This is a genomic window from Pseudomonas sp. PDM19, assembly GCF_014852215.1.
Classification (GTDB): Bacteria; Pseudomonadota; Gammaproteobacteria; order Pseudomonadales; family Pseudomonadaceae; genus Pseudomonas.
Genome location: NZ_JACVBG010000001.1, coordinates 899142 through 925294, shown reverse-complemented (window position 1 = coordinate 925294; position 26153 = coordinate 899142). Strand labels below are relative to the sequence as shown.

At 66.4% G+C, this 26153-nt stretch carries 26 protein-coding genes and 2 pseudogenes; 15 read left to right on the top strand and 13 right to left on the bottom strand.

Annotated elements, in window-relative coordinates; translation table 11 throughout:
* Positions 1–9: 9 nt before the first annotated feature.
* Together IB273_RS03965 and IB273_RS03960 are read left to right on the top strand one after the other, a co-directional pair.
* Entirely contained in the window at positions 10–1011 is a 1002-nt protein-coding gene (locus tag IB273_RS03965; RefSeq protein ID WP_192223298.1) for a zinc-dependent alcohol dehydrogenase family protein, read from the top strand.
* 58 nt (positions 1012–1069) lie between these two features.
* The gene (locus IB273_RS03960) at positions 1070–1963 is read left to right on the top strand and encodes a LysR family transcriptional regulator (protein WP_081520833.1); all 894 of its coding nucleotides are present in this window, start codon (positions 1070–1072) and stop codon (positions 1961–1963) included.
* 24 nt (positions 1964–1987) lie between these two features.
* Here IB273_RS03960 and IB273_RS03955 read toward each other — a convergent pair whose 3' ends face one another.
* From IB273_RS03955 to IB273_RS03945, 3 genes are read right to left on the bottom strand one after another with little or no spacing between them, the layout of a single operon-like run.
* A complete protein-coding gene (locus IB273_RS03955; RefSeq protein ID WP_081520834.1) occupies positions 1988–3031 on the bottom strand; it encodes an NAD(P)-dependent alcohol dehydrogenase in 1044 nt (347 codons plus the stop codon).
* A 34-nt stretch (positions 3032–3065) separates the two neighbouring features.
* Positions 3066–4073, bottom strand: coding sequence for an aldo/keto reductase (locus tag IB273_RS03950; RefSeq protein WP_192210926.1), 1008 nt, complete (start codon positions 4071–4073; stop codon positions 3066–3068).
* A 10-nt stretch (positions 4074–4083) separates the two neighbouring features.
* Positions 4084–4413 (bottom strand): carboxymuconolactone decarboxylase family protein, encoded by a 330-nt coding sequence (locus IB273_RS03945; protein WP_192223297.1) that lies wholly within the window; start codon positions 4411–4413, stop codon positions 4084–4086.
* 257 nt (positions 4414–4670) lie between these two features.
* Between IB273_RS03945 and IB273_RS03940 the strand changes: the two genes are divergently transcribed.
* Positions 4671–5654 (top strand): aldo/keto reductase, encoded by a 984-nt coding sequence (locus tag IB273_RS03940; RefSeq protein WP_192223296.1) that lies wholly within the window; start codon positions 4671–4673, stop codon positions 5652–5654.
* Between the two features lie 38 nt (positions 5655–5692).
* Here IB273_RS03940 and IB273_RS03935 read toward each other — a convergent pair whose 3' ends face one another.
* A complete protein-coding gene (locus IB273_RS03935) occupies positions 5693–6622 on the bottom strand; it encodes a carbon-nitrogen hydrolase family protein (protein ID WP_192223295.1) in 930 nt (309 codons plus the stop codon).
* 45 nt (positions 6623–6667) lie between these two features.
* Positions 6668–7990, bottom strand: a complete 1323-nt coding sequence (locus tag IB273_RS03930; RefSeq protein WP_192223294.1) for an MFS transporter — start codon at positions 7988–7990, stop codon at positions 6668–6670.
* 80 nt (positions 7991–8070) lie between these two features.
* On the opposite strand from IB273_RS03930, the gene IB273_RS03925 reads away from it, so the two are divergent.
* Complete coding sequence (locus IB273_RS03925) at positions 8071–8997, top strand: LysR substrate-binding domain-containing protein (protein ID WP_081520840.1); 927 nt, start codon at positions 8071–8073, stop codon at positions 8995–8997.
* A gap of 653 nt (positions 8998–9650) precedes the next feature.
* The gene (locus tag IB273_RS03920) at positions 9651–10127 is read left to right on the top strand and encodes a Bro-N domain-containing protein (protein WP_151186928.1); all 477 of its coding nucleotides are present in this window, start codon (positions 9651–9653) and stop codon (positions 10125–10127) included.
* Positions 10128–10361: 234 nt separating this feature from the next.
* On the opposite strand, the gene IB273_RS03915 is transcribed toward IB273_RS03920, so the two are convergent.
* A complete protein-coding gene (locus IB273_RS03915; protein ID WP_081520842.1) occupies positions 10362–10601 on the bottom strand; it encodes a cytoplasmic protein in 240 nt (79 codons plus the stop codon).
* A 132-nt stretch (positions 10602–10733) separates the two neighbouring features.
* On the opposite strand from IB273_RS03915, the gene IB273_RS03910 reads away from it, so the two are divergent.
* Positions 10734–11432 carry an MOSC domain-containing protein gene (locus tag IB273_RS03910; RefSeq protein WP_081520843.1) on the top strand — a complete coding sequence of 233 codons (699 nt, stop codon included), beginning with the start codon at positions 10734–10736 and terminating at the stop codon, positions 11430–11432.
* A 1-nt stretch (position 11433) separates the two neighbouring features.
* Here the strand turns inward: IB273_RS03910 and IB273_RS03905 are convergent, their stop codons facing one another.
* Positions 11434–12384, bottom strand: a complete 951-nt coding sequence (locus IB273_RS03905) for a DMT family transporter (protein ID WP_192223293.1) — start codon at positions 12382–12384, stop codon at positions 11434–11436.
* Between the two features lie 108 nt (positions 12385–12492).
* On the opposite strand from IB273_RS03905, the gene IB273_RS03900 reads away from it, so the two are divergent.
* Positions 12493–13437 carry a LysR substrate-binding domain-containing protein gene (locus IB273_RS03900; RefSeq protein ID WP_225594987.1) on the top strand — a complete coding sequence of 315 codons (945 nt, stop codon included), beginning with the start codon at positions 12493–12495 and terminating at the stop codon, positions 13435–13437.
* On the opposite strand, the gene IB273_RS03895 is transcribed toward IB273_RS03900, so the two are convergent.
* The 4 genes from IB273_RS03895 to IB273_RS03880 all read right to left on the bottom strand — a co-directional run bounded on the left by IB273_RS03895 (position 13408) and on the right by IB273_RS03880 (position 15577).
* Positions 13408–13899 (bottom strand): HIT family protein, encoded by a 492-nt coding sequence (locus tag IB273_RS03895; RefSeq protein ID WP_192223292.1) that lies wholly within the window; start codon positions 13897–13899, stop codon positions 13408–13410. The genes IB273_RS03900 and IB273_RS03895 overlap by 30 nt on opposite strands.
* 49 nt (positions 13900–13948) lie before the next feature.
* Positions 13949–14638, bottom strand: a complete 690-nt coding sequence (locus IB273_RS03890) for a class I SAM-dependent methyltransferase (RefSeq protein WP_192223291.1) — start codon at positions 14636–14638, stop codon at positions 13949–13951.
* Positions 14639–14654: 16 nt separating this feature from the next.
* A complete protein-coding gene (locus tag IB273_RS03885; protein WP_151186924.1) occupies positions 14655–15041 on the bottom strand; it encodes a DUF1360 domain-containing protein in 387 nt (128 codons plus the stop codon).
* 104 nt (positions 15042–15145) lie between these two features.
* Entirely contained in the window at positions 15146–15577 is a 432-nt protein-coding gene (locus tag IB273_RS03880) for an Rrf2 family transcriptional regulator (protein ID WP_081520848.1), read from the bottom strand.
* A gap of 143 nt (positions 15578–15720) precedes the next feature.
* Between IB273_RS03880 and IB273_RS03875 the strand changes: the two genes are divergently transcribed.
* From IB273_RS03875 to IB273_RS03865, 3 genes are all read left to right on the top strand, one after another.
* Positions 15721–16224, top strand: coding sequence for a GNAT family N-acetyltransferase (locus IB273_RS03875; protein WP_139791711.1), 504 nt, complete (start codon positions 15721–15723; stop codon positions 16222–16224).
* 109 nt (positions 16225–16333) lie between these two features.
* Positions 16334–16777, top strand: coding sequence for a nuclear transport factor 2 family protein (locus tag IB273_RS03870; protein ID WP_081520850.1), 444 nt, complete (start codon positions 16334–16336; stop codon positions 16775–16777).
* A 58-nt stretch (positions 16778–16835) separates the two neighbouring features.
* A complete protein-coding gene (locus IB273_RS03865) occupies positions 16836–17348 on the top strand; it encodes a thioredoxin family protein (protein WP_081520851.1) in 513 nt (170 codons plus the stop codon).
* A 350-nt stretch (positions 17349–17698) separates the two neighbouring features.
* Here IB273_RS03865 and IB273_RS03860 read toward each other — a convergent pair whose 3' ends face one another.
* Together IB273_RS03860 and IB273_RS03855 are read right to left on the bottom strand one after the other, a co-directional pair.
* Positions 17699–20104, bottom strand: coding sequence for a TonB-dependent siderophore receptor (locus IB273_RS03860; protein WP_151186923.1), 2406 nt, complete (start codon positions 20102–20104; stop codon positions 17699–17701).
* A 242-nt stretch (positions 20105–20346) separates the two neighbouring features.
* Positions 20347–21343, bottom strand: a pseudogene (locus IB273_RS03855) (LysR family transcriptional regulator).
* A 133-nt stretch (positions 21344–21476) separates the two neighbouring features.
* Here IB273_RS03855 and IB273_RS03850 point away from each other — a divergent pair.
* The 5 genes and pseudogenes from IB273_RS03850 to IB273_RS03830 all read left to right on the top strand — a co-directional run bounded on the left by IB273_RS03850 (position 21477) and on the right by IB273_RS03830 (position 26066).
* Positions 21477–22212 (top strand): annotated as a pseudogene (locus tag IB273_RS03850) (SDR family NAD(P)-dependent oxidoreductase).
* 32 nt (positions 22213–22244) lie between these two features.
* Positions 22245–22457 (top strand): tautomerase family protein, encoded by a 213-nt coding sequence (locus IB273_RS03845; RefSeq protein ID WP_081520855.1) that lies wholly within the window; start codon positions 22245–22247, stop codon positions 22455–22457.
* Between the two features lie 110 nt (positions 22458–22567).
* A complete protein-coding gene (locus IB273_RS03840; RefSeq protein ID WP_192223290.1) occupies positions 22568–23764 on the top strand; it encodes an MFS transporter in 1197 nt (398 codons plus the stop codon).
* A 58-nt stretch (positions 23765–23822) separates the two neighbouring features.
* Complete coding sequence (locus IB273_RS03835) at positions 23823–24335, top strand: DUF2938 domain-containing protein (protein ID WP_192223289.1); 513 nt, start codon at positions 23823–23825, stop codon at positions 24333–24335.
* Positions 24336–24389: 54 nt separating this feature from the next.
* The gene (locus IB273_RS03830; protein WP_192223288.1) at positions 24390–26066 is read left to right on the top strand and encodes a response regulator; all 1677 of its coding nucleotides are present in this window, start codon (positions 24390–24392) and stop codon (positions 26064–26066) included.
* The last annotated feature ends 87 nt before the right edge of the window (positions 26067–26153 follow it).

The following is a 26153-nucleotide window of genomic DNA, read 5'->3' as shown; positions in this document are numbered from 1 at the left end:
GAGCATCACATGGAAAGCACCAAGACCCGCGCCGTTCGTTTCCACCAGATCGGCGGCCCGGAAGTCCTGCGCCTAGAGCCGGTGGAAGTTCGCCAGCCCGGCGCAGATGAAGTGAGTATCCGGGTCAAGGCCCTGGGGCTGAATCGCGCCGAATCGCTGCTGCGCACTGACCGCTACATCGAGAGCCCACAGTTCCCTTCCGGACTGGGACTGGAGGCCAGCGGCGTGGTCCAGGCCGTGGGCAGCGCGGTGCGCGGATTCGCTCCGGGGGATGCGGTGAGTGTCCTGCCGCCGACCTCGATGCAGGAAGACCCGACTCACGCCGAGCATCTGGTGGTTCCGCAAGCTCGCCTGGTGAAGAACCCGCCGGGACAGGGCTGGAACGACGCTGCCGCCACCTGGATGCAGTACCTGACCGCCTATGGCGCTCTGATTCAGGTCGCCGGGCTGCGCGAGGGAGACTTCGTCGTCATCACTGCCGCATCGAGCAGCGTCGGCCTCGCCGCCATCCAGATCGCCCGGCGCGTGGGCGCGGTGCCCATCGCCGTGACCCGCACCTCGGCCAAACGCGAAGCTCTCCTGCAGGCCGGCGCCGCCGAAGTCATCGCCAGCGAAGAGGAGAACCTGCGCTCGCGCCTGCTCGAGATCACCGGCAAGGCCGGCGCCCGAGTGGTGTTCGACCCGGTGGGCGGCCCGATCTTCGAAGCGCTGACCGCGGCCATGGCCGAGGGCGGCATCCTCATCGAGTACGGCGGCCTGAGCCCCGAACCCACGCCCTTCCCGCTGTTCGAGGTACTGAGCCGTTCTCTGGTCCTGCGTGGCTATCGCGTCTATGAAGTGCTGGAAAATCCGCAGCGCCTGCGCGAAGCCACGGAGTTCATTTACACAGGCCTCGCAGACGGCTCGCTGCGCCCGGTGATCGCCCGCACCTTCGCCTTCGACGAGATAGCCGAGGCCTACCGCTACCTGGAGTCCAACCAGCAGTTCGGCAAAGTCGTGGTCACCGTCTAACCATCGGATACACTGCCCCGGCGCGGCTCCCCGCCGCGCTGGACGCAGCGGAGCCGAGATGCCAAGGGAAAACTTCAACGACCTGATCGCCTTCGTCACCGTCGCGCGCGAAGGCAGCTTCACCAAGGCGGCGGCGCAGCTGGGCGTCTCCCAGTCGGCGCTGAGCCACACCATCCGCGCGCTGGAAACCCGCCTGGGCCTGCGCCTGCTCAGCCGCACCACCCGCAGCGTGTCCCCCACCGAAGCCGGCGAACGCCTGATGCAGACGCTGGCGCCGCGCTTCGAGGAGATCGAGGCGGAGCTGGCGGCCCTGAGCGACTTCCGTGACAAGCCGGTCGGCACCCTGCGCATCACCGCCGCCGAGCACGCGGCCAGCACCGTGCTCTGGCCGAAGCTGGCGAAAGTGCTGCCGGACTACCCGGACATCAAGGTCGAGGTGAGCATCGACTACGGCCTGACCGACATCGCCGCCGAACGCTTCGACGCCGGTGTGCGCCTGGGCGACCAGGTGGCCAAGGACATGATTGCCGTGCGCATCGCCCCGGACCTGCGCATGGCAGTGGTGGCCAGCCCCGCCTACCTCGCGCGCAAGGGACGGCCGCTGGACGTGCCGGCACTGGCCAGCCACGACTGCCTGAACCTGCGCCTGCCGACCTACGGCGGGCTGATGGCCTGGGAGTTCAGCAGGGACGGCCACGAAGTGAAGGCGCGGGTCGAAGGCCAGCTGACCTTCAACAGCAGCCCGCACATCCTGCGTGCCGCGCTGGATGGCTTCGGCCTGGCCTACCTGCCCGCAGACATGGTCACCGAGCACGTCGCCGCCGGGCGCCTGGAGAAAGTGCTGGAAGACTGGTGCCCGACCTTCCCCGGCTACCACCTCTACTACCCGAGCCGGCGGCAGAAATCCCGCGCCTTCACGGTGCTGGTAGACGCCCTGCGCCATCAGGACTGAAAGCCCGGCGCAAGGCGTTGCGGGTCAGGACAGCGTGGCCAGATCGATGACGAAGCGGTAGCGCACGTCGGAGCGTTCCATGCGCTCGTAGGCCTGGTTGATCTCGTCCATGCGGATCATCTCGCACTCCGGCAGGATGTTCTTCTTGCCGCAGAAATCGAGCATTTCCTGAGTCTCGGCGATGCCGCCGATGGGCGATCCGGCGATGCGCCGACGGCCGAGCAGCAGCGGGATACTGCTGATCTCGTCGATGGGGCCAACCTGCCCGACCATCACCAGCGTGCCGTCGATATCCAGCAGCGGCATGTAGGGTTTCAGATCGTGCTTCACCGGCACGGTGTCGATGATCAGGTCGAAGCTGTTGGCCGCGGCCTTCATCGCCTGCGCATCCGACGACACCAGCAGCGCATCGGCGCCCAGCTCCATGGCATCGCTGCGCTTGTCCGCCGTGCGGCTGAGCACTGTGACCGTGGCGCCCAGGCCGATGGCGAGCTTCACCGCCATGTGGCCCAGCCCGCCGAGACCGACCACGCCCACGCGGCTGCCCGGCCCTACGTTCCAGGTACGCAGCGGCGAATAGGTGGTGATGCCGGCGCACAGCAGCGGCGCCGCCTTGCTCAGGTCCAGGCCGTCCGGCACGCGCAGGACGAACTCCTCGCGCACCACCAACTGCTTGGAATAACCACCCTGGGTCGCTTCGCGGGTCACGCGATCAACGCCGTTGTAAGTCTGGGTATTGCCCTGCCGGCACAACTGCTCCTCCCCCTTGCGGCACTGATCGCACTCCTGGCAGGAGTCCACCATGCAGCCCACCGCCACGGCGTCGCCGACCTTGTAGCGCGTCACCTTCGGTCCGACGGCGGTGACCCGGCCGACGATCTCGTGGCCCGGCACCATCGGGTAACGACTGAAGCCCCAGTCGTTGCGGGCCTGGTGCAGGTCGGAATGGCAGACGCCGCAGTAGAGCACGTCCATCGCCACGTCGTTGTCGCGCAGCGAACGGCGCTCGAAGGTGAAGGGGCCGAGCGGGTCCTGCGGGTTCTGCGCGGCGTATCCAAGGGTCTTCATCGGTATTGCTCCTGACGCTTCGAGTGGATGGATTTCAACGACGGGCCGGGCGGCCTTCGACGGGATAGGCGGGATCGCTGTAGCCGGGGGTGGAGGCGTGGCCGGGCGGCACCAGGCTGTCGACGAAGGCTTCGTCCTCGGCGGTCAGCTGGAGCTCCAGCGCCGGCAGGTAGCCATCCCAGTGCTCCTCGGTGCGCGGGCCGGCGATCAGCGAGCTGACCAGCGGGTTGTTCAGCACCCAGGCCAGCGCGAACGCTGCCGGCGTAGTGCCACGGGCGATCGCATGCTCGGCGATGCGCTGGGCGATCTGCAGGGATTCGGGGCGCCATTCGGTCTGCTGGATACGCTTGTCGCCACGGCCGACGCGTGAATCCGCCGGCGGCTCGGCGCCGGGCCGGTACTTGCCGGTGAGCACGCCGCGGGCCAACGGGCTGTAGGGCACCACCCCGATGCCGTAGTGGCCGGCGACAGGCAATTGCTCGACCTCGGCGGTGCGGTCCACCAGGTTGTACAGCGGCTCGCTGCAGACCGGCCGGTCCATGCCCAGTTGGTCGGCCAGGCGCACCACTTCGGCGATGCGCCAGCCACGGAAGTTGGACAGGCCGTAGTAGCGCACCTTGCCCTGGCGGATCAGCTCGCCCACCGCACGCAGGCCCTCTTCCAGCGGCGCATCGACGTCGGTGCGATGGAAGTAGAGGATGTCCAGGTAATCGGTGCCCAGCCGGCGCAGGCTGTCTTCCACCGCCTGGTAGATCCACTTGCGCGACTGGCCGCGGTTGTTCGGCCCCTCGCCCAGGGCGTTGCCGAACTTGCTGGCGATCACCCAGTCATCGCGCCGGGCAGCCACCGCACGACCCACCACCTCTTCGGAGCGGCCCTTGTGGTAGACGTCGGCGGTGTCGATGAAATTGACGCCCTGCTCGAAGGCCTTGTCGATGATGCGCCGCGAGGTCGGCTCGTCGGTCTCGCCGCCGAACATCATCGCGCCCAGGCACAGGGGCGACACTTTCAGGGCGCTACGGCCCAGGTAACGGTATTCCATGGAATGCTCCTCAGGCGGCATCGCGCTCGGCGAACACGCGGCGGGCGACGCCCAGCGCGGTGGAAGCCGTGGGCCAGCCGGAATAGAAAGCCAGGTGGGTGATGGCTTCGATCAGTTCCTCGCGGGTCAGGCCGTTGTCCAGCGCCTTGCCCAGGTGGAAATACAGTTCATTGGCCTGGTAGCGCGCCACCAGGCTGGAGACGGTGACCAGGCTGCGGTCACGCGGCGAAAGCCCGGCGCGCTCCCAGACATCGCCGAACAGCACCTGGTCGGTGTAGTCGGCCAGCGCCGGGGCGATATCGCCGAAAGCCTTGTGGGCGGTGGAAGCTGGTTCGCTCATGGTGTTCTCCGCTTGACCCGTTGACTGGGCACCATGCTAGGCCCTGCCACGCCTGCGATTAAGCGCCGAAACGCGTTTGGACCTATGAGGCAGCCTCATGAATGCCCCGCCATAACCCATGAGCCACGCTCATAGGCGAATGCGGTTTCAACCGTCTAATCACGATGAAAGTCCTTGAGTAAAGTCCATTCCAGGCGTTTCGCCGGGCATTCCTGCCCTTCCCGCTTCAGGACTGACTTTCGATTGGAGAGACTTCGATGGACAAGCGCACACTCGGCCACAACGGCCTGCAGGTATCGACACTGGGCCTGGGCTGCATGGGTCTGAGCTACGGCTACGGGCCGGCGGTCGACCGTTACGATGGCATTCGTTTGTTACGTACCGCCTTCGACAGCGGCGTGACCTTCTTCGACACCGCCGAGGCCTACGGCCCGTTCGCCAACGAGGAGCTGCTGGGCGAAGCCCTGGCGCCAGTGCGCGACCAGGTGGTGATCGCCACCAAGTTCGGCTTCAGGGACGGTGACGTTTCCCTCGGCCTGGACAGCCGCCCGGAGAACATCCGCGCCGTGGCGGAAGCCTCGCTCAAGCGCCTGAAGACCGACCGCATCGACCTCTTCTACCAGCACCGGGTCGACCCGAACGTGCCCATGGAAGACGTCGCCGGCGCCGTCGGCGAGCTGATCCGCGAAGGCAAGGTGAAGCACTTCGGTCTTTCCGAAGCCGGCCCGCAATCCATCCGCCGCGCCCATGCGGCGCAGCCGGTGGCGGCGCTGCAAAGCGAGTACTCGCTGTGGTGGCGCGAGCCGGAGAAGGAAATCCTCCCGCTACTGGCCGAACTGGGCATCGGTTTCGTGCCCTTCAGCCCGCTGGGCAAGGGCTTCCTCACCGGCGCCATCGACGAGCGCACGCAGTTCTCGGCCAGCGATTTCCGCAATGTCGTGCCGCGCTTCTCCGAGGAGAACCGCAAGGCCAATGCCGGGCTGATCGACGTGCTCGGCCGCCTCGCCGAGAGCAAGGGCGCGACCCGCGCGCAGATCGCCATCGCCTGGCTGCTGGCCCAGCAGCCGTGGATAGTGCCGATCCCTGGCACCACCAAGCTGCATCGCCTGGAAGAAAACCTCGGTGCGGCCTCGCTGGTGCTGGACGCCACCGACCTGGCGGCCATCGAAGCGGCATTGCGCGAGATCGAGATCGTCGGTGAGCGCTACCCGGCGCACCTGCAGCAACGCGTCGACCGCTGAGGGAAAGCCCGGCGCCCACAGGTGCCGGGCGCTTGCCATCAACCCTCGAAGGTCACCGGGCGCAGTGGCGCAGTGTTGACCTTGAGTTCGAAGACGTCCGGCCGCGCATAGTGGCCGACCACGTCGAAGTCGAGGTTGCCCTGCTCCAGCAGGCCCATGTCGAGGTCGGCATAAAGCTCGGTCTCGCAATCGAACACCGGTCCGGCCAGCACCTCGCCCAGCGGGCTGACGATCATGCTGCCGCCCCGCATCACGTAGTCGTCTTCCTTGTGCGTCAGGCCGAATGCCTCGCGGTGCTGCTGCGGGTATTCGCCGAGGCGGATCGCCTGGCAGGCCGAGAGCACGAACACCCGGCCTTCCAGCGCGATGTGCTGCATCGACGCCGCCCAGGTCGGGCGATCATCCGCCGTCGGCGCGCAGTACAGCTGCACACCCTGCGCATACATGGCCTGGCGCAGCGCCGGCATGTAGTTCTCCCAGCAGATCACGCTGCCCAGCACGCCGAAGTCGGTCTGCACCGGCTCGATGGTCGAGCCGTCGCCGAAACCCCAGATCAAGCGCTCCTGCCCGGTGGGCATCAGCTTGCGGTGATAGCCGGCGATACCCCGGCCGGGCGCCAGGGTCACGGCGGTGCAGTAGAGGGTGCGGCCGTGGCGCTCGATAATGCCGACCACCGTGGTCACGCCCGTCTGCTCGACACTTTCGGCCAGCGCGGCCAGCTCCGGGCCGTCCAGCGCCACGGCGCCCTCGACGTAGCGCTGGTAGAGCTCGCGCCCGGCGGCACTGCGGTTGCCCACCACGCTGCCAAAGGCTGCGCCCTTGGGGTAGCCGCCGATGTAAGCCTCGGGGAATACCGCCAGTTTCGCGCCCTGCTCCGCCACCCGGCGCAGGATGCCGGCGGCCTTCTCGACGCTGGCCATGGGCTCGTAGGGAACGGAGGCGGCCTGGATGATTGCTACACGGGTCATGGGGACTCCTGTCTGGGGCTGACTATCTGAGAATTTTTTGGGGGCCTAGAAGCGGCTGATGTCGTTGTCGCGGGTTTCCGGCAGGGTCTTCCACAGCACCACCAGGCAGACCAGGGAGACCGCCGCCAAATAGGCCGCCGGCAGGTTCGCGTCGCCGGTCTGGCGGATCAGCGCTGCAGCGATGAAGGGACCGGGGCCGGCGAGGATCGCCAGGGCCAGGTTGTGGCCCAGGGCCGCGCCGGTGGAGCGGATCGACGCCGGGAAGACTTCCACCAGCAGCACCACGTCCATCACTGCGGTGATCGCCACCAGCACGCCCATCACCGTGAGCCCGGCGAGGATCGCCAGCGGGTTGCCGGTGTTGAGCAACAGGAAGATCGGGTAGGCCAGCACAGTCAGCGCAGCGGCCGCGCCCAGCAACAGTTTGCGCCGGCCGATGGCGTCGCTTAGGCGGCCGATCAGCGGGTTGACGATCACGTAGACCACCAGCGCGATGCTGCACAGCCACAGCGCGCTGCTGCGCGGCAGGCCGACGGTGCTGACCAGGTGGTTGTTGGCGTAGGTGATGAAGTAGTACAGCGACACGCCGAACAGCGCGGAGAAGGCGAAGGTCGTGATGAACGCCCGGCGGCGCACGGCCTTGCTCGGCGCCTGTGCCTTGAGCGCATCGCGCTGGCGCACCATTTCCTCGTAGACCGGCGTATCCCCCAGCTTGCGGCGGATGAACACGGCAATGCCGGTCATCACGATCGACGCCACGAACGGCAGGCGCCAGCCCCAGGCCGCCAGCTGCGCATCATCCAGCGCCGAGGAAATGCTCGCAGCGGCGAAGGTGCCGAACAGGAAGGCCAGCCCGGCGGTGCCGGTGATCACGCTGGCGGCGGTGGCGCGGCGGTTCGACGGCGCGCTCTCGACGATGTAGATGCCGGCGCTGGACCACTCGCCGCCAACCATCATGCCCTGGATGAAGCGCATGGCGATCAGCAGGATCGGCGCAGCGATGCCGATTGCCTCATAGGAGGGCAACAGGCCGATGATGGTGGTGCACACGCCCATGCCGAACACCGTGATGATCAGCACCGCGCGGCGGCCGAAGCGGTCACCGATGGGGCCGAGGATCAGCGCGCCGAACGGCCGCGAAAGGAAGCCCACGGCGAACACCGCCAGTGACGAGAGCAGCGAGACTCCCGGCGCGCTGGAGGGGAAGAACAGCATGCCGATCACTGCGGCGAAGTAGCCGTAGATGGCGAAGTCGAACCACTCCATGAAATTGCCGATGCCGACCGCGATGGCCCGCTTGCGGATATCCGACTGCCCGCCCCTGGTACGGATGCTGCTTGCACCCACGCTTTGCGAAATCGCGTCCACAGGATTCTCCATCCCTTGTTATGGTTGTGTGGACGCCAGACTAGGAATCCCCGCGGGCGCAGGGCAAACGATTAGGAAATATGAGCCGGATTAACGTACGTAATATCTCGCGGATCGACCTCAACCTTCTGCTCACCTTCCACTGCCTGATGACCGAGCGCAGCGCCACCCGCGCCTCGGCCGTGCTGCATGTGACCCAGGGCGCGGTGAGCGCGGCGCTGCGCCGGCTGCGCGAGCATTTCGCTGACGAACTGTTCATCCGCACCGCCTCGGGCATGCAGCCCACGCGCAAGGCGATGGAGCTGGCGCCGAAGATCGCCGAGGCGCTCACCTCGATCTCCGGCGTGCTGGGCAGCGAGCCGGAGTTCTCCGCCCACGAGTCCAGCTACGTGTTCAACATCGGTCTGTCCGACGATATCGAGGCCTGCCTCGCGCCGCGCATCGTCAACGCCGCGGCGGCGGAAGGACTGGGCGTGAGCTTCGCCTTCCACCAGAGCAACAGCTCGCTCTGGAAACAGTCCCTGCAGGACCCGGACATGGACCTGGTGATCTGCAGCGAGCCGAAGGATTTCGGCACCAGCTACTCGTCCCAGGTGCTGTTCTCCTCGTCCTACTCCTGCCTGTACCGCCCGCGCGGTCGTGCGGCGGACCTGCCCATCGGCCTGGAGGAATACTTCGCGGCGAACCATGTGCGGGTGTCCTATGACGGCCGGCGCGGCTTCATCGACGACATGTTCGAGGCCGCCGGTTATGCGCGCCGGGTCACCGCCTCCTTCACCCACTTCAGTGGCGCGCTGACGACGCTGATGAGCAGCGAAGTGATCGCCACCATCCCGACCTTCGCCGCCGAAAGCTATGCGGCGATGACCGACCTGACCGTCAGCCCGGTGCCCTTCCCGGTGCCGTCCTTCCGCTGCTTCATGCTCTGGGACATCGCCCGGCACAACAAACCGCACCACGACTGGCTGCGCCAGTTCATCGGCGAGCTGGGGCAGAAGCTGGGTTGAGGCGCTCTGCGCCGTGCCCGATGGAAAACCACCTCCCCGCCTGACGCCGATCCCGCCTTTGCAGGATGGGTGGAGCGCCATCCTGCGTAGTGTCTCGGCCGCACTGGTAGGGCGCATAACGCGCCAGCGTTATCCGCCGTAACGTAACCGGCGGATAACCCGTGCCGGGTTATGCGCCCTACGTCAGACACCGGACTCATCCTGTAGGAGCGGGCCATGCCCGCGATCGCGAGCATGGCTCGCTCCTACAGGGGAACGCGGGTGCAGGGGTTTTCGTGCGGAAATGCCCGACGGTCTCGCAATTCCTGAAAGCCAGCACGCCAATCAGGTGAAGCCGCTGCGGGGTGCAGGGGAAGGTCCCTACACTTTTCCGGCGTTGCGGTCCTACGAACTCACTGCTTAGCGTTTCGCCCTGCCACAGCGTCATCGTGGCCAGGTGTGGAAACCTGATCTTTGTTCGTAATCGCTGTATGCAGTGGCAGTCCGGCACCACCTCGGTGCCGGATTCGCTTCGCTGTCTATGGCGGGCCGTGTGAGGCGGGCTTTGGCCCGGCCGGCGTTTACGAACAAGCTGGTTTTCCACCCTTGCACGGTCCGCCTCCCTCTTCGGCAGTTTCGGGCGGCGGCTTCTTGAACGTACAAGGAGCAACAGCATGAACCTTTCGATTTCCCCGGCCGACGACGGCCTGATCCCGACCCTGTTCGTCCGCTACAACCGGCAACTGCGCGCCCTGCTGATCGAGCAGCAGGCGTGGTTCGTGGTGCGTGACCTGAGCAAGCTGATCAACCGCCCCGTCGAAGCCCATCTCATCGGCCGGCTGGACCACGACCAGTCCCGCCGCGAGCGCCTTGCCGGCAGTACCGAACCGGAACTGCTGGTCAGCGAGAGCGGCCTATACGCCCTGCTGCTCATCTACTGCCACCACCCGGAAAACCGCAGCCTGCGCCAATGGCTGACCAACGATGTAGTACCCGCCCTGCGCGACGCCTCCAACCTCGACGCCCGCCTGCCGCGCCGGCGCATGCAGCACCTGCTGGGCGAGTCGCTGCCGGTGATGGACTGGCAGGGCAACCTCTGGCTGCGCTGGCGCGACGCCGTCGGCCTGCTGGAAAACCACCTCCGCACCTGACAGCCTCAGCGGCTTTTACAGGATGGGTGGAGCGCAGCGATACCCATGCTGCCCGCGCGCTCCACGCCACCCTACGTAGTGCCTCGGCCGCACTGGTAGGGCGCATAACGCGCCAGCGTTATCCGCCGTGACGTAACCGGCGGATAACCCGTGCCGGGTTATGCGCCCTACGTCAGACACCAGATTCAACCTGTAGGAGCGCGCCATGCCCACGATCGCGCGCATGGCCCGTTCCTACAAGGTGTGCAACGGCACCGGGCGGAACAACGGCTCGCTGGCCAGCACCTTGATGCCGGCTGGCGAGCTTTCCAGCAGGCGTCGTTCGCTGTCGGCGACCTGCAGCTCCAGGTCGAAATCCTGCCCGCCCAGGCTCTCGGCGATGGCGCGCACGGCGTCACGAGCCCAGGGCAGATCGGAATCGAAATGGCCGAGCAACTGGCCGTGGCGCTGGATAGTCAGGCGGTACTTCTGCATGGCGGACTCTCGCTGAAATCGAACGGGGAATTACTTGGTATCGAATCGAAACCTTGACAGAGCCTACCGTCCTGACGGATTTTGTCCAGGTAGTTTTTGGTCGATACCATTTCCAAGCCCGAGAATCCCGACATGAGCCTGCCCGCCGTTTCCCTCGACGCCCTCCTCACCGGCCAAGCCGTGCCCTTCACCCGGCCCGGTTCGCGCAGCGCCATCGCCAAGCAACCGCGCCAGGCCATTCTGGCGGTGACCACGCTGGGGCTGGAGAGCGACGAGCAAGGCGACCTGCGCGTTCACGGCGGCATCGAAAAGGCCATCCACCACTACCCCCGCGAGCACTACGCGGACTGGGCCGCCGAGTTGGGCGCGCACCCGCTGCTGGGCCAGCCCGGCGCGTTCGGCGAGAACTTCAGCACCACCGGCTGGACCGAAGCGGACCTCTGCCTGGGCGACCGCATCCGCGCCGGCACGGCCTTGCTGGAGGTTTCCCAGGGGCGCATGCCCTGCTGGAAGCTCAACGATCGCTTCGACGTGGCGCAGATGGCCCTGCGTGTGCAGGAATCGGGACGCACCGGCTGGTACTACCGGGTGCTGGAGGAAGGCGCGGTGGCCGCCGGAGCGTCGCTCGAACTGGTCGAGCGCCCCTACTCCGACTGGTCGCTGCAACGGCTTTCCGCCGTGCTGTTCGACAAGCGCGTGAACGCAGACGTGCTGCGCGAATGCCTGGAACTGCCGCTACCACCGAACTGGCGCCGCACCCTGTCGCGGCGCCTGGAGAACGGCGCAGTGGAAGACTGGAGCCCGCGCCTGGAAGGCAGCCCGAAGACCTGACTCAGGACTCCACGGCGCGCGCCGGGACCTCAGCCGGCGTACGGTGCAGGCCGATGGCCCAGAGCACGCCAACGGTCAGCAGGACAATCGCCAGCGCCTCAACCGGGCCCGGCAACCGCTGTTCGTTGATGTAGGCATAGGCGCAGGCGAACAGCGTCTCGAAGACGATCAGCTGGCCACCGAGGCTCATCGGCAGGCGGCGCGTCGCGGCGTTCCACAGACCATTGGCGACCCACGAGCCGAAGATGGCGAGGAACAGCGAGACCCAGAGGAAGACCATCCAGCGCTCCGCGGAAATGCCGGTCGGCACCGCCTGCGGCGCAATCAGTACACCGACGCCCGCCAGCACCACGGCCATGACCCCGGTGACCACGCCGGTCAGCGTCGACCATTCGTGGCTGTTGAAGTGGCTGGCCTTCAGGTAGCGCGCGTTTGCGGTAGCGAACCAGGACCAACAGACCACCGCCGAGAAGCCACAGACGATACCGAGGATGCGCTCGCCCGGCGTGCTGCCGGCCGCCATCAGCGCCGACGGATCGAGGTTGATGCAGAGAATGCCCAGCGCCACCAGCGCCAGCGGCATCTTCATCCGCGACAACGGCAGCGAGTCCTGCTCGGAACGGCTGCGGTAGCTGATCGCCAGCGGCATGATGCCGTTGATCAGCGAGGCCGCCGCCACTCCGGCGAACTGCACCGCCGCCGACAGCAGCGCGAAGTACAAGAGGTTGCCGGCCAGGGACAGGCGGATCAGCATCGACAGGTCCTCGCGGCTGACCCGGCGCAGCAGGCCGAGGGCCACGGGCAGCGCGATCAGCAGCGAGATGGCGCCATACAGCGCGAAACGCACGGAACTGATCAGCAGCGGGTTGAATTCCGGCACCAGCGACGGCGCGAGGATCACCCCACCCCAGATTGCCCCTGCCATGCCTGCGTAGACCACCCCGCGTTTCATCTCCAACAACCTCGATACTTCAGTGAATGCCCATAAAGAGCCGCCACGGTAGCGGTTGTGGTAGGTTCTGACCAAGGATAAATCCGCACCGAGACATTCCCACAAGGAATGCCTCAGGCCTTTCACCGGAGAGCCGTCATCAGCCGTTACCTGCGCACCCTGCCACCCCTGGAAACTCTCATCACCTTCGAGGCCGTGGGCCGCTATGGCAGCTTCACCCAGGCCGCCACCGAGCTGTTCCTCACCCAGAGCGCGGTGAGCAAGCAGATGCGCGCGCTGGAAGACAGCCTCAAGGTGCCGCTGTTCGAGCGCAAACCGCGCGGCGTGACCCTGACCGCCGCCGGCGCGGAGCTGCTGACCACCGTGGACATGCTGCTGGATCGCCTGCAGCACAGCGTGCGGCGCATCCGCAACGTGCACCAGAGCAACGCCGTGTCGGTGCTGGCGACCCACGCGCTGGCGCAGTTCTGGCTGTTCCCCAAGCTGATCGAATTCAACAAGGCCCACCCCGGCATCGCCGTGCACGTGCACGCAATCAACGAGATCGACGAAGCCAGCCTGGTGGATTTCGACCTGGGCATCCTCTACGGCGCGGGCGACTGGACCACGCTGAACAGCCGCTTCGTGCTGCCCGAAGTGGTCTACCCGGTCGCCCGGCCGGACTTCGACGCATCCCGCATCACCACCCTCGACCAGCTCGCCGCCGCGCCGTTGGTGCAACTGGATACTTCGGCCTGGAGCTGCCTGGACTGGCACGACTGGTTCGGTCACTTCGGCAAGGATTACCAGCCGGCGGAGAGCGACCCGGTGTTCAACCAGCTCACCCTCGCCTACCGCGCCGTGCAGCAAGGTATGGGCATCGGCCTGGCCTGGGGGTTCATGGCGGATGATGCGGTGGCCAACGGCGAGATGCAGCGGGTGACGGACCTGGCCATGGTCACCGAGCGCGGCGAGTACCTGGTGTCCCTGCGCCACCGCCAGCTGTCACCGGCGGCGCAGTTGTTCCATGACTGGTTGCTGGCGTCACTGGGGCTGGACGAAACGCCCGCGTAACCGCTCGATCACCTGCTCGATCGACGGCCCCTGCACGGCGGGCGGCACCGGCGCCTCGCCGAATTCACGCCAGACGAACAGGGTCAGTTCGGCGCCGTCGGTCTGGGTGGAGGCATCCTCGATATGGGCGAACTGACTGAGTGAGCGATAGCGCTCATCGGCCCAGAAGGCTTCCTCGACCCAGGCGTATACCGGGATGAAATGGAAGTGGATGGGGAAGCCCGGCGAATGGCCGAAACGGCCGATATACAGCCATCTGGGGTGCAGTGTCTCTTCGAGGATGCGCTGGACCTTCGCCATCAGCACGCCCATTTCCGCCAGCGCGGCTTCCGGCAGGTCGGCCAGGGACTCCACCGGCTGCTTCGAACCGAGCATCAGGTAGCCCGGCAAGGCGGACGCCAGATGGTGGTTGAGCAGCCAGTGTTCGGTCTGGTGGATGACGTGGGTGGCAGGAATCTGCATCGACTGGCGTCCAGCGCAAAACGGGACGCCAGCCTAGCAGAGGTCCGTATCAAGCGAGTGCAACCCAGCCACGGAAAGCGAAGCCGACGTAGAAGGCTTCGATGCGGCTGAAGCCGGCCTCCCAGAGCAGCGCTTCGTCCTGCTCGGGGGTGAGGATGTTCAGGTGCGCATCCACGGCGTTGCGTGCCTGCTGCGCGTTGCCCGGCTCCATCCCGGAGCTGACGGCGAACTCGGCGTAGCGCGACAGCCAGCGAGCCCGCTCGCCGGCGCCTTGCGGTACGCAGAGATGCGCCGTGACGAAGGCTGCATCAGGCTTGAGCCGGGCATGGATTTCGCGCAGCACGCGCAGGCGTTCCGCCTCGGGCAGGAAATGCAGGGTCAGCAGGCAGGCGCCACCGTCGAACGGGCCCGGCGGAGCGTCGTCGATGTAGCCCTGCAGCAGGTCAGCGCGTCCAGCGTTCGGCCCGAGCATCTGCGCGGCCACCGCGAGCATCTCGGCGGAGGGGTCAACGCCGGTGAAGCGCCAGGCCGGCTGGGCTTCGGCGAAGGCACGCAGCTCCATGCCGCCGCCCGCGCCGAGTACCAGCAGGTGGCCGTCGTGCGGCGCCTGCTCGGCCAGCAGGATGGCCACCATGCGGTGCAGGTCGAACAGGCCGGGGACGAAGCGCGGCGGGTTCTCCGCGTAGCGCGCGGCGGCGTCGGGGTCGTGGAACGGGGCCATCAGTTCGGCGGGGGTCATGCAGAGTCCTTTCTGGTCACTCGCTGGCGAACAGCTTCTTCAGCTCCCGCTCGCTCACGGCTTTGGCCATGGCGGTGAGGAACACCTTGAACAGCAGCCCGCAGAACATCGCCGTCAGGGCGATGGTGAAGAAGGTCGCCACCAGCCAGTCGACCGGCGCCCAGCCACTGGCGATCACTACCGGACGGTAGACCAGGGTGCCGGCGATCACCACCCAGTGGCTGAAGCAGTAGAAGCACTGGAACAGGTGGCCGACCTGCGGGTGGACCTTCCAGGCCAGTGCGCGCAGGGGTGCGAAGAGTTCGGTCTGGGTGACGGTCATGGACAGCGCGGAGGCGGCGATGGCCAGGGCAAGGCAGGTCCACAGCGCGCCGGCCAGCGGCGAGTTCAAGAGATCGATCATGGGAGGTTCCTGGTGGGCTTGGTATCTTTCGTTACTTTTAAAGTAACTTGATTGAGCGCACAGGGTCAATGCCGGTCATCGACCGGCATTTCAACCAGGAATCATCAGTGGTCTTTCGGGTAAAGCGCCGTGAAGCGTTCGGCGAGATCGGCCAGGGACACGGCGCCCAGGCGTTCAAGGAGGATGGCGGTGGCCTGCTCCATGGCGTCCTGCAGCGCGTCGTTGACCACCTTTTCCACCAGGCAATCCGGGTGCACGTTATCGAAGCCCATGGCGAACAGCCGCTCGCTGCCCACCGCGCGGTAGACATCCAGCAGCGTGACCTGGGCCAGGTCGCAGTCCAGCGTCCAGCCGCCACCGTGGCCCTTCTCCGAGCGCACGTAGCCGGCCTCGCGCAGGCCGCCCATGGTCCGCCGCACCACGGCCGGGTTGGTGCCGAGCATCTGGGCGATACGCTCGGAGGTCACGGGCTGGTCGTCGCGGGCCATGTGCAGCAGCACGTGGAGCATGCGCGAGAGGCGGCTGTCGGTTCGCACGGTGGGGTCTCGAAGGTGAAGGCGCCTGCATCATCGCACCCCGCCGCGGCGCGGTTCAAACCCGCCTGCCACTGGCATTGCCACGGGAATGGGCGACAATGGCGTTCACGCGCCCTCTTCCGTCTCCCCGCGAGCCATCGACCATGAACGATCTTTCCATCCAGCTGGTGCAGACCGGCCCTGAACACCAGGACCTGATCCGCAACCTCTACCAGTACTACGCCTACGAGTCGTCGGACTGGGAAGACGAGGACGTGGAGGTCGATGGGCGCTTCTACATCCACGAGGAGCACCTGGCGCGCTACTGGAGCGAGCCGGAGTGGAGCGCCAACCTGATCCTCGCCGACGGCTTCATCGCCGGCTTCCTGCTGGTGGAAGGCAGCGAGCTGCCGGGCATCGACGCGCTGGAGCTATCGGACCTGTTCGTGCTGAAGAAGTACCGTCGCTCGGGGATAGGCCGCGCGCTGGCCAACCAGGTGCTGCTGGGCAATCCCGGCCCCTGGCTGGTGCGTTTCTATTCCCAGGACGAAGTGGCGGCGGCCTTCTGGAAAGCCGTGTTCGCCGACCTGCCGCGCCCGGTGCAGAGCATCGAGCCGGGGGACGACCCGCAGCTGGTGAGCTACCTGATCAGCCCGGCGACGCACTGAGCGAGCTGTACGCCAGGATCAGTCTTCTGTCATTTCCGATCATTGAGCGACCTGCCGGAGCGGCCGTATCGTCCTGAGTGAACAACAAGAACTCTCAGGAGGTATTCCCGTGACCGCACTGAACCTGCACCCCCAGGCCGCCGCTTCGCTGGCCAGCTGGCACCAGATGGTGGCTGCCAAGAACCTGTCCAACCTGCCGCAACTGCTGGCGCCCAACGCGGTGTTCCGCTCGCCCATGGCGCACTCGCCCTACCCCGGCGCACCGGTGGTCTCGACCATTCTCAATACCGTGCTGCAGGTGTTCGAGAACTTCACCTATCACCGCGAACTGGCCACCGGCGACGGCCTGAACGTGGTGCTGGAGTTCAGCGCCACGGTGAACGGCAAGGACCTAAAGGGTATCGACATGGTCCGCTTCGACGAGGACGGCAAGATCGTCGAGTTCGAGGTGATGGTCCGCCCGCTCAGCGGCCTGCAGGCTCTGGGCGAGGAAATGGGCCGTCGCCTGGCGCCCTACCTGGCAGCCGCCAAGGCGCAGACCGCCAAGAGCTGATTGCCCGCCACGGGGATTTCTGCTGGGATGAGCCATCACCCGCTTCAAGGAAATCCCCATGGCCTCCTACGAGGAACTCTTCTCCATCGGCGAGGGCTTCGACGCCTTCGTCGCCCACGGCCTGCCCGGCGAGATTGCCGGGGTGCGCAAGGTCCAGCAGCAGCTGGCTGAACCCGGCACCATCAGCGCCGACACCCTGCGCCGCATCCAGGCCATCGAGGGCCGCTACCGCCTGCTGATCGCCGGTGAGATGTGGTGCCCGGACTGCCAGATCAACGTCACCGTGATGGACCATCTGCAGCGCCTGCAACCGCGCGTGGAGCTGGCGGTAATCACCAAGGGTCGTGCCGAGGACGACCTGCGTGAACGCATGGAACTGGACCGTATCCTGATCCCGGTGGTGCTGGTGCTCGATGGTGATTTCCAGCCGGTGGGCCGTTTCATCGAACGACCGCTGGAAGTGGTGGCAGGTGGCGATGCGCTCAAGCCTGCGTACCGTGCAGGCGAGTACCTGGAAAGCACGCTGACGGACCTGCTGGAGCTGTTCGAGAAGGCTGAAGGCCGGGCGTAAGCGCGCCTTGTCGGCGCGTTCACGGGCATGGCCCGCTCCTACAGGTCCGTCATCTGCAGGGGCGCGGGGCGCATATCCTGGCACAGGTTATCCGCCGACACTTCGCGGCGGATAACGCTGGCGTGTTATGCGCCCTACAGGCGTTGGCCCCACAACTTCGGCACCCTGGACACTCGATCGTAGGATGGGTGGAGCCTGCGATACCCATCAACGGAGTTGCCGGTAGATCGATGGGTATCGCTTCGCTCCACGCCATCCTACGGACGCAACGAAGGCCAGCGGCCCGGCCGTGAAGGCGAAGCCATGAAAAAGCCCCGCAATGCGGGGCTTTTCCGTTCAGGCCAGGCGGATCACATCGAGTACTTCACCGTGAACATCAGGTTGCGCGGCTCGCCGTAGTTCAGGTTGCCGAAGCTGATGCCGCTGTAATAGTACTTGTCGAAGATGTTGTTGAAGTTCACCCGGGTGTCGATGTTCTCGTTGACCTTGTAGCCGAGCATGGCGTTGGTCACCGTGTAGCCGCCCTGCTGGAAGCCGGTGGTGGTGTCCTCGGTCTGGCTCTGGGTTACCAGGTTGCCGCCCACGCGCCACTGGTGCAGCTCGCCCGGCAGGGTGTAGCTGGTGGCGAGCTTGAACAGGTGGCGCGGCTTGCTCGGGTCGAACGGCTTGCCGACGTTGTCCTCGTTGCTGTCGTGCTTGTACTTGGCGTCGACGTAGGTGTAGCCCGCCATCGCCTGCCAGTTCTCGGTCAGCGCGCCGCTGACTTCCATGTCCACGCCCTGGCTGCGCACCTTGCCCGAAGCCCGCGAGCAGTAGATCGAGGTCGGCGAGCTGGGGCACGGCGAGGGACCGCTGGTGTCGTCGGTGGCGCGGTTTTCCTGATCGATCTGGAACAGCGCGATCTGGGTGTTCAGCGTGCCGCCGAAGTGCTCGCCCTTCAGGCCGATCTCGTAGTTCTTGCCGGTGATCGGGTCGAGCAGGCTGCCGCTGGAATCGAAGTTGCTCTGCGGCTTGAAGATGTCGGTGTAGCTGGCATAGACCGAATAGACGTCGTTCAGGTCGTAGACCACGCCGGCGTAACGGGTGACGTTGCGGGTGACCTTCTGGGTGCCGGTATCGTTGTGCGGGTCGGCCTCGTACCAGTCCAGCCGGCCGCCGAGGATGACCTTGAGCGGGTCGGCGACGTTCAGGCGGGTGGTGACGTAGGCGCCCTTCTGCTCCTGGTCGAGCTTCATGTTCCAGAGGCTCATGTCGATGTTCGGCTTCTGCACCGAGCTGGGGTCCCACTTCGTCGGGTCGAACGGGGTCACCGGCGAGCCGTCGTTGTAGGTCAGGTCGCCCCAGCCGCCGTGGCCGTCGAAGCGCTCTTCGCGGTAGCTGCCGCCGAACACCAGCTCGTGCTCGCGGCCGAAGGCCTGGAACGGGCCGTTGGCGAAGGCGTCGTAGCTCTGGTGGTCATCGGTGTAGGCGTACTTGCCCGGCCCCATGGTCATGGTCGGGCAGCCTTCGGTGTAGTAGCAGCTGTTGTACAGGCCGAGCATGTCGATGCGCGCCCACAGCTTGTCGGCGGCGACCTTCATCTGCCAGCCGTTGTCGAAGCGGTGCACCACGTCGCCGAACAGGTGGGTGGTGGTGGTATCCCAGTAGGACCAGTCGGCGCCGTAGTAGTCGGAGCGCTTGAGGTCCAGGTGACGACCGCCCAGCGGTGCCGGCAGGCCTACCCAGTTGTCGTTCTTGTTGTCGTTCTGGTAGGACGCGCCCAGGGTCAGGGTGGTGTCCGGGTTCAGGTCGGCCTCGGTGATGCCGTAAAGCACACCGCGCTCGCCGCTGACCACGTCCTGGAAGCTGTCGCGGGTCTCGTAGGCGGCCACCGCGCGGCCGCGCAGGGTGCCTTCGCTGTTCAGCGGGCCGGAAACGTCGACCTGGCTGCGGTAGCGGTCCCAGGTGCCGGCGCTGCCTTCCAGGCTCATGTGGAAGTCCTGGGTCGGGCGCTTGCGCACCATGTTGACGGCGGCGGCCGGGTTACCCGCGCCCTGCATCAGGCCGGTGGCGCCGCGCACCACTTCGACGCGGTCGAACATCGCCAGGTCCGCGGCGGAAATCACGTCCTGGGTGTAGGTGGAAATGCTGGTGGCCAGGCCGTCGTACATGATGTTGTCGACATCGAAGCCACGCGCGGCGTAGCTCACTCGCGCCGGCCCGTACTGCTGGACAGTCATGCCGGTGACGCCGCGGATCGCGTCGTCGAGGTCCTGCATGTTCTGGTCTTCCATCTGCTGCCGGGTGACCACGCTCACCGACTGCGGCGTCTCGCGGACGGTCATGTTCAGCTTGGTGGAAGTCTGCATCACGCCGGTGGTGTAGGAGCCGGTGCCTTCGGTGGTGCCCGGCGCCACAGGGGCAGCGCCGACGACCTCGGTGGCACCCAGGTCGACGCTGTCATTGCCCGATGCGCCGCCGCGCACGGCACCGCTGACCTGTGCGCTGTTGCCGTTGACCGTGCCCTGCAGGCCGCTGTCCGCCAGCAGACGATCGAGTGCCTCGCCCGGCTCCATGTTGCCCTTGAGTGCCGGCGCGCCAACCTTGGCGATCTGGGCACGGTCATAGGAAATCCGCATTCCGGTTGCGGACTGCAATTGCTCCAGGGAAGCGGCCAGGGGCTGCTTGGGCAGGTCGATGGCCACGGGGGCGGCGACCGCGGAGAGAGCAAGGGTGGAGAGACTGAGCAGGAGCGCGCCCGAGGCTACGTCTTTCATCTGCTGGAGGATCCTTCGGTGCGAGATTTGCGCTCTGTTGGCGCAATGACTCGGTTGGCGAATGCCGGCTGGTGGACGCCGACGGGGAGCCAAAGTGTATGCAGATGTAAATTCTTTGTAAATGCGAATACTTCGTATCTTATTTCGCGACTAGTCTTCGCATGGTTGGCGGAGGGATGCAGCCAACCTGTAGGAGAGCCCCATGCGCGTGATCGCGGGCATGCCCCGCTTACATGGCGCGCTTACGAGGACTCACCGTCGTTACGCGCCTCCAGCATGAACTCGATGAAGGCCCGCACGCGCGACGGCACATGGCGCGCGTAGGGGTAGATGAGGAGGAATGGCCGTGTGGTCTGGCCGTAGTCCTTCAGCACTTCCACCAGCTCGCCCTGCTCCAGTTCTTCCTGCACGGTGAAACGGTATGCCTGCATCAACCCGCCTCCACACTTGGCCAGGGTCGCCCTGCTCCAGTTCTTCCTGCACGGTGAAACGGTATGCCTGCATCAACCCGCCTCCACACTTGGCCAGGGTCGCCGTGGCCAGGTAATCCTCCAGCACCGTGAGGCTACCGGTCGTCTCGATCTCCACCAGCTTGCCGTGGACCCGGAAGGACCAGGGCACACGCCGCCCACTGCTGGGCAGCTCGAACTGGATGCACTCGTGCGCGGCGAGATCTTCCGGCGTCTGCGGCGTACCGGCACGCGCCAGGTACTCGGGCGTGGCGACCACCACGTTCTCCGCCTCCTCCAGGCGCCTCGCCACCAGGCTGGAGTCCGCCGGGTCGCGGCCACGGATGGCCAGGTCGTATCCCTCGTTGGCGAAGTCGATATTACGGTTGCTGACATGCACCTCGACCTGCACCTGCGGGTAGCGCCGGTGGAACTCCGGCAACCGCGGGAACAGCCGGTAATGCGCGTAGGGCGTGGGCACGCTGATGCGCAGGCGCCCCGAGGCGATGCTCTGGCCGCCGCTGACCGCGCGCTCGGCATCCACCAGTTGGGTCAGCGCCTGCCGGCATTGCTCGAAGTAGGTGCGGCCGTCATCGGTCAGGCGCATCTGCCGCGTGGTGCGGACGAACAGGCGCACACCCAGGCGCTCTTCCAGCCGCGCCACCGAACGACTCACCGCCGCGGGCGTGATACCTGCCTCGTTGGCGGCGGCGGTGAAGCTGCCGGTCTCCGCAGCCAGGCAGAACAGCTCGATGCTGCCCAGTTGCAGATCGTCGAAATGGCGGGTCATGGCGCGACTCTATTGATTACATGAGGTATCAATTCAAATGCCGTCAACCTCATTTTTCAAGTCGCGATTGCAGCCTAGATTGGCCTCCAAGACGCGGGCACCCCCGCCCCGCCCCACTCTCGGAGAGATCACCATGAGCAAGACCGTCATCGTCACCGGCGCCTCCAGCGGCCTCGGCTTCGCCATCGCCCGCGCCTACCTGGAGCGCGGCTACAACGTGGTCGGCAACGCCCGCACCCAGGCCCGCCTCGAGGAAGCCGCCGCCAGACTGGGCAACCCGCACAACTTCCTCGCCGTGGCCGGCGACATCGCCCGGCCGGACACCGCCCGGCGCCTGTTCGCCCAGGCCATCGAAGCCTTCGGCCAGGTGGACATCCTGATCAACAACGCCGGCATCTTCATCGCCAAGCCGGTAGGCGATTACACCGAGGAAGAACTCGAGGCCATCGTCGACACCAACCTCAAGGGCTTCTTCTACCCGTCGCAAGCCGCCGCCAAGCACATGGCCGCCAGGGGTTCGGGGCACATCGTGAGCATTACCGCATCCATCGCCATGCAACCCAACGTGAAGGTGCCGGCGCTGCTGCCGGTGCTGATCAAGGGCGGGCTGAACAGCGCGGTGCGCGGTCTGGCCCTGGAGCTGGCGGCGTCCCACGTGCAGGTCAACGCGGTGGCGCCGGGGATCATCGAAACCCCGCTTCACCCCCGATGACGAAGGCACCCGCGCCTTCCTGCGCGGCCTCGCCCCCAGTGGCGAGATCGGCAGCCCGCAGGATATCGTCGACGCGGTGCTCTACCTGACCGACTCGACCTTCGTCAGCGGAACCATCCTCAACGTCGACGGTGGCTCCACCACCGGCGTCTGGTAAGCCAACCCTCACAACAACAACGGAGAACCGCCATGCCCTACGTAAACATCCAGGTCACCGACGAAGGCGTGACCGCCGACGAGCGCCGCCAGCTCATCGAAGGTGTCACCGAACTGCTGGAACGGGTCCTGCGCAAACCGCCCGCGAGCACCTTCGTGGTGATCCAGGAAATCCCCACCGACAGCTGGGGCGTAGGTGGTGAGACGGTCAAGGCTCTGCGCGCCAGGGAAAAGCCCGGGACCTGACGCAGCGGGCACGCCGGGGCCCCGTCAGGGCCACCGGCGCTTGCCATGCACCAAGCTGGTGCTGATAGGATCGGGAGCCTACCTGCTCCCACTGTCAGCCGAGGCAAGGAATGCTCGCCGCGCTCAAGCGTTATCCGCTACAGGTCAACCTGCTGCTCAGCGGCACCTTTCTGCTCACCCTGGGCCGTGCCATCACCCTGCCCTACCTGGTGATCTACCTCTCGACCCAGTTCGACCTGCCCGTCAGCCGCATCGGCCTGATCATGGGCGGCGCGCTGTTCGGCGGCTCGCTGCTCAGCCTCTACGGTGGCTTCCTGATCGACCGCCTGCCCGGCTTCCGCCTGATCCTCGGCTTCGGCACCTGCTTCGTCGCCGCCTTTGCCGGCATGCTGCTGACCACTCAGCTGTGGCTGTTCTTCCTGTTCCTGCTGGGCTTCAACTTCGCCTATTCGGTCACCGACGTGGTGGTGAAGACCATCTTCGGCCGCCTGCTGCCGGCCGCCGAGCAGGGCCGTGCGTTTTCCGTCCGTTACACCCTGATCAACCTCGCCTACGCCATCGGCCCCTTCATCGGCGCCGCCCTGGCGCACTGGAGCCAGCACCTGCCCTTCGTGCTCTCGGCAAGCCTCGGCGCGCTGTTCCTGCTGGCCTTCGCGCGCTACGGCGACCGAGGCATGCGCCCGGCCGAAGGCGTGGCGCCGCCCTCGTTCATCGCGGTGATGGGGGTGCTGGCCAAGGACCACCGGCTGATGTATTTCACCATCGGCGGTGTACTCACCGCCGTGGTATTCGGCCAGTTCTCCGCCTACCTCTCGCAGTACCTGGTGGCCACCGGCACGGCGGAATACGCCTACCAGGTGATCCAGACGCTGCTCGGGGTCAACGCGGTGACGGTGATCGCCCTGCAGTACCTGCTGGGCAAGCGCATCGGCAACGAGCACCTGCAGCGCTGGCTGATCGTCGGCCTGGGCCTGTTCGTGCTCGGCATCGTCGGCTTCGGCCTGTCCCACAGCCTCGTGCACTGGGGGCTGGCGATGGTGGTGTTCACCCTGGGCGAGATCATCGTGATCCCCGCCGAGTACATGTTCATCGACCGCATCGCCCCGCCGCACCTGCGCGGCGTGTACTACGGCACGCAGAACCTGGCCAACCTCGGCGGCGCCTTCGGGCCGATCCTGGTGGGCTTCTTCCTCGCGCTGTTCGCACCGCACTGGGTGTTCGTCATGCTCGCCACCTTCATCGTCGGCGGCGGGGTGTTCTATGTGCTGGGGTCCAGGCTGAGCCAGCGCATCGCCCGCGAGGCTTGACCTCAAGTCCACTTGAACCGGGATGCTGGTTCCATCGACCCACTCGAAGGAACCTGCCATGCCGCTCTCTGCCCTGCTTCCCACGTTGATATCCGCCATCGCCATCGGTATCGGCGCCACCCTGCTGATGGACGGCTGGACCGTCCTGCGCCGGCATCTGCTTGGCGTGCCTTCGCTGGACTATGCCCTGGTTGGCCGCTGGGTCGGCCACATGCCGCGCGGGCGGTTCCGCCACACCGCCATCGGCGAGGCCGCGCCAGTGGCCGGCGAACGCCCGCTGGGCTGGTCGATCCACTACCTCACCGGGATCGTCTTCGCCCTTGCCCTGGTCGCGCTGGCCGGCAGCGACTGGCTGTGTCGGCCGAGCCTGCTGCCGGCGCTGCTCTTCGGCGTGGCCACCGTGGCAATGCCCTTCCTGCTGATGCAGCCGGCGTTGGGCCTGGGCATCGCCGCGAGCAGGACCGCTAGCCCGGCCAGGGCCCGCCTGCACAGCCTGATAACCCACGCGGTCTTCGGGCTGGGCCTCTATCTCGCGGCGCTGAGTCTGCTGCCGTTGACCTGCGCCAGCTGATCCTTCGCCAACTGGACTACCCTTGCTGCACCCCCCAGTGCAGGAAGCCCCAGGATGAGCCGCATCGCCATTGCCGACCCGCAACCCTTCATGCTCGCTGCCCTGCGCCAGCGCCTGGAGGCGGCCGGGCACGAGGTGGTCGGCGAAGTCGGCGATGGCCGCGAAGCGCTGGACGTGATCAAGCACCTGCACCCTGACCTGCTGATCCTCGAACTGGACCTGCCGCGCGTAGGCGGCGTGGAATTGCTGCGACGGCTGCACCGCGACTGGCCGCAACAGAAGACCCTGGTCTTCACCCACCTGCCCGCCGCCCACTACCAGGGACTCTGCCTGGAAGCCGGCGCGCGGGGTTTCGCGCACAAGGGCGACCGCCCCGAGGAAGTGGACGACGCCGTGCGTCTGGTGCTCGGCGGGCGCAAGGTCTTCCCCGCGCAGGCGCCGCATCCGGGTGGCGACGCACCGGGCGCGGACGAGCACATCACCCCACGCGAGCTGACGGTCCTGCACTACCTCTCGCAGGGCTATCGGGTCAAGGATATCGCCGAAGAACTGGCGATCAGCGACCGCACTGTCAGCACCTACAAGGCACGCCTGCTGGAGAAGACGCAGACCGACTCGCTGGTGGACCTGGTCGAAGCCGCCAAGGTGAAGGGCCTGCTCAGCAACAATGTGGTGGAAAGCCTGGTGCGCGCGCCGGCAGAACCGTCCAGCAAGACCCGCGATCTCGCGCGGCTGTTCGACATCCTGCCCAGCCCCATCAGCCTTTGGAGCCGCGAAGGCGAGCTACTGGCCTGCAATCGCAACTTCCTGCAGGTCTACGGCAAGAGCGAGGAACAGTTGCTGGGGTCGCGCATGTTCGAAATGGGTGTGGTCAATGAAGCCGATGGTGTTCTGGCGCGCCGCGACTTCCTCACTGGCGCGGCAGGCGACAAGCCATTCACCCAGGTGATCGCCTGCACCCTGCACGGTGAACATCGCATCATCCGCCTGATCGGTGTGCCGCTGTGCGAAGACTCCGGCGAATCCATCGGCGTGGTCTGCTCCTTCGTCGATATCACCGAACACGAACTCGAAGTACAGCACCTGCAGGAGGCCAAGGCCTATCTGGATGGCCTGCGCGCCACCCGCGCGCGATACCTGCAGTACAGCTTCGACGACCTGCTGGACGAAATCCGCCACCTGCACGCATTGCTGCAGCCATCGGTGGCGCACCGCCCGGAAGAGGAACCACTCTCCGGCGCCTTCGTCGGCCTCGGCAGAATGGAGGAGAAGCTGTTGATTTTGCGCGAACTGCTGCGCACCGAAACGGGCAGCGAGCCGATAGCGCCGCAGGTGTGCGAGCTGAACCAGCTGACCGCCAGCCTGCTGGACGACCTGCCCTTGCGGCCCGTCGCTGCGCCCCAGTTTGCCTGGGTCGATCTCGCGCGCTACCGCAACCTGCTCAAGGCGCTGCGCTTCTCACTCGAACGCTCCGCGCTGAAGGTCCGCGAGGTGCAGGCCAGCGTGGAAAACCTGGCCCACGGCGTGCTCATCTGGCGGCTGAACTTCGCGCTTGCCCCGCGGGCCGATCTGCCCGAGCGCCTGGCCAGCCTCGACCAGCGTCCGAGCCTGGAACTGGTGCGTCTGATCTGCCAGCTGTTCGAGGGCAGTTTCCAGACCGGCAGCGCGGACGAACCACCCAGCGCCGGATTGATCCAGCTCAAGCTTGTGCGCAGTAGTTCCCCGCACTAGTGCGGGCACTACACGGCTTTCAGGCGCCCCCGATGGGGGCGCCAGCGCCCTGACCCGATGCTTGCCCCATAGCCCTCTCGCTATGGA

Coding starts and splice junctions, on each gene's coding strand:
- IB273_RS03965 (WP_192223298.1), top strand. CDS start 10: ATGGAAAGCACCAAGACCCGCGCCGTTCGTTTCCACCAGATCGGCGGC.
- IB273_RS03960 (WP_081520833.1), top strand. CDS start 1,070: ATGCCAAGGGAAAACTTCAACGACCTGATCGCCTTCGTCACCGTCGCG.
- IB273_RS03955 (WP_081520834.1), bottom strand. CDS start 3,031: ATGAAGACCCTTGGATACGCCGCGCAGAACCCGCAGGACCCGCTCGGC.
- IB273_RS03950 (WP_192210926.1), bottom strand. CDS start 4,073: ATGGAATACCGTTACCTGGGCCGTAGCGCCCTGAAAGTGTCGCCCCTG.
- IB273_RS03945 (WP_192223297.1), bottom strand. CDS start 4,413: ATGAGCGAACCAGCTTCCACCGCCCACAAGGCTTTCGGCGATATCGCC.
- IB273_RS03940 (WP_192223296.1), top strand. CDS start 4,671: ATGGACAAGCGCACACTCGGCCACAACGGCCTGCAGGTATCGACACTG.
- IB273_RS03935 (WP_192223295.1), bottom strand. CDS start 6,622: ATGACCCGTGTAGCAATCATCCAGGCCGCCTCCGTTCCCTACGAGCCC.
- IB273_RS03925 (WP_081520840.1), top strand. CDS start 8,071: ATGAGCCGGATTAACGTACGTAATATCTCGCGGATCGACCTCAACCTT.
- IB273_RS03920 (WP_151186928.1), top strand. CDS start 9,651: ATGAACCTTTCGATTTCCCCGGCCGACGACGGCCTGATCCCGACCCTG.
- IB273_RS03915 (WP_081520842.1), bottom strand. CDS start 10,601: ATGCAGAAGTACCGCCTGACTATCCAGCGCCACGGCCAGTTGCTCGGC.
- IB273_RS03910 (WP_081520843.1), top strand. CDS start 10,734: ATGAGCCTGCCCGCCGTTTCCCTCGACGCCCTCCTCACCGGCCAAGCC.
- IB273_RS03905 (WP_192223293.1), bottom strand. CDS start 12,384: ATGAAACGCGGGGTGGTCTACGCAGGCATGGCAGGGGCAATCTGGGGT.
- IB273_RS03900 (WP_225594987.1), top strand. CDS start 12,493: ATGCCTCAGGCCTTTCACCGGAGAGCCGTCATCAGCCGTTACCTGCGC.
- IB273_RS03895 (WP_192223292.1), bottom strand. CDS start 13,899: ATGCAGATTCCTGCCACCCACGTCATCCACCAGACCGAACACTGGCTG.
- IB273_RS03890 (WP_192223291.1), bottom strand. CDS start 14,638: ATGACCCCCGCCGAACTGATGGCCCCGTTCCACGACCCCGACGCCGCC.
- IB273_RS03885 (WP_151186924.1), bottom strand. CDS start 15,041: ATGATCGATCTCTTGAACTCGCCGCTGGCCGGCGCGCTGTGGACCTGC.
- IB273_RS03875 (WP_139791711.1), top strand. CDS start 15,721: ATGAACGATCTTTCCATCCAGCTGGTGCAGACCGGCCCTGAACACCAG.
- IB273_RS03865 (WP_081520851.1), top strand. CDS start 16,836: ATGGCCTCCTACGAGGAACTCTTCTCCATCGGCGAGGGCTTCGACGCC.
- IB273_RS03860 (WP_151186923.1), bottom strand. CDS start 20,104: ATGAAAGACGTAGCCTCGGGCGCGCTCCTGCTCAGTCTCTCCACCCTT.
- IB273_RS03845 (WP_081520855.1), top strand. CDS start 22,245: ATGCCCTACGTAAACATCCAGGTCACCGACGAAGGCGTGACCGCCGAC.
- IB273_RS03840 (WP_192223290.1), top strand. CDS start 22,568: ATGCTCGCCGCGCTCAAGCGTTATCCGCTACAGGTCAACCTGCTGCTC.
- IB273_RS03835 (WP_192223289.1), top strand. CDS start 23,823: ATGCCGCTCTCTGCCCTGCTTCCCACGTTGATATCCGCCATCGCCATC.
- IB273_RS03830 (WP_192223288.1), top strand. CDS start 24,390: ATGAGCCGCATCGCCATTGCCGACCCGCAACCCTTCATGCTCGCTGCC.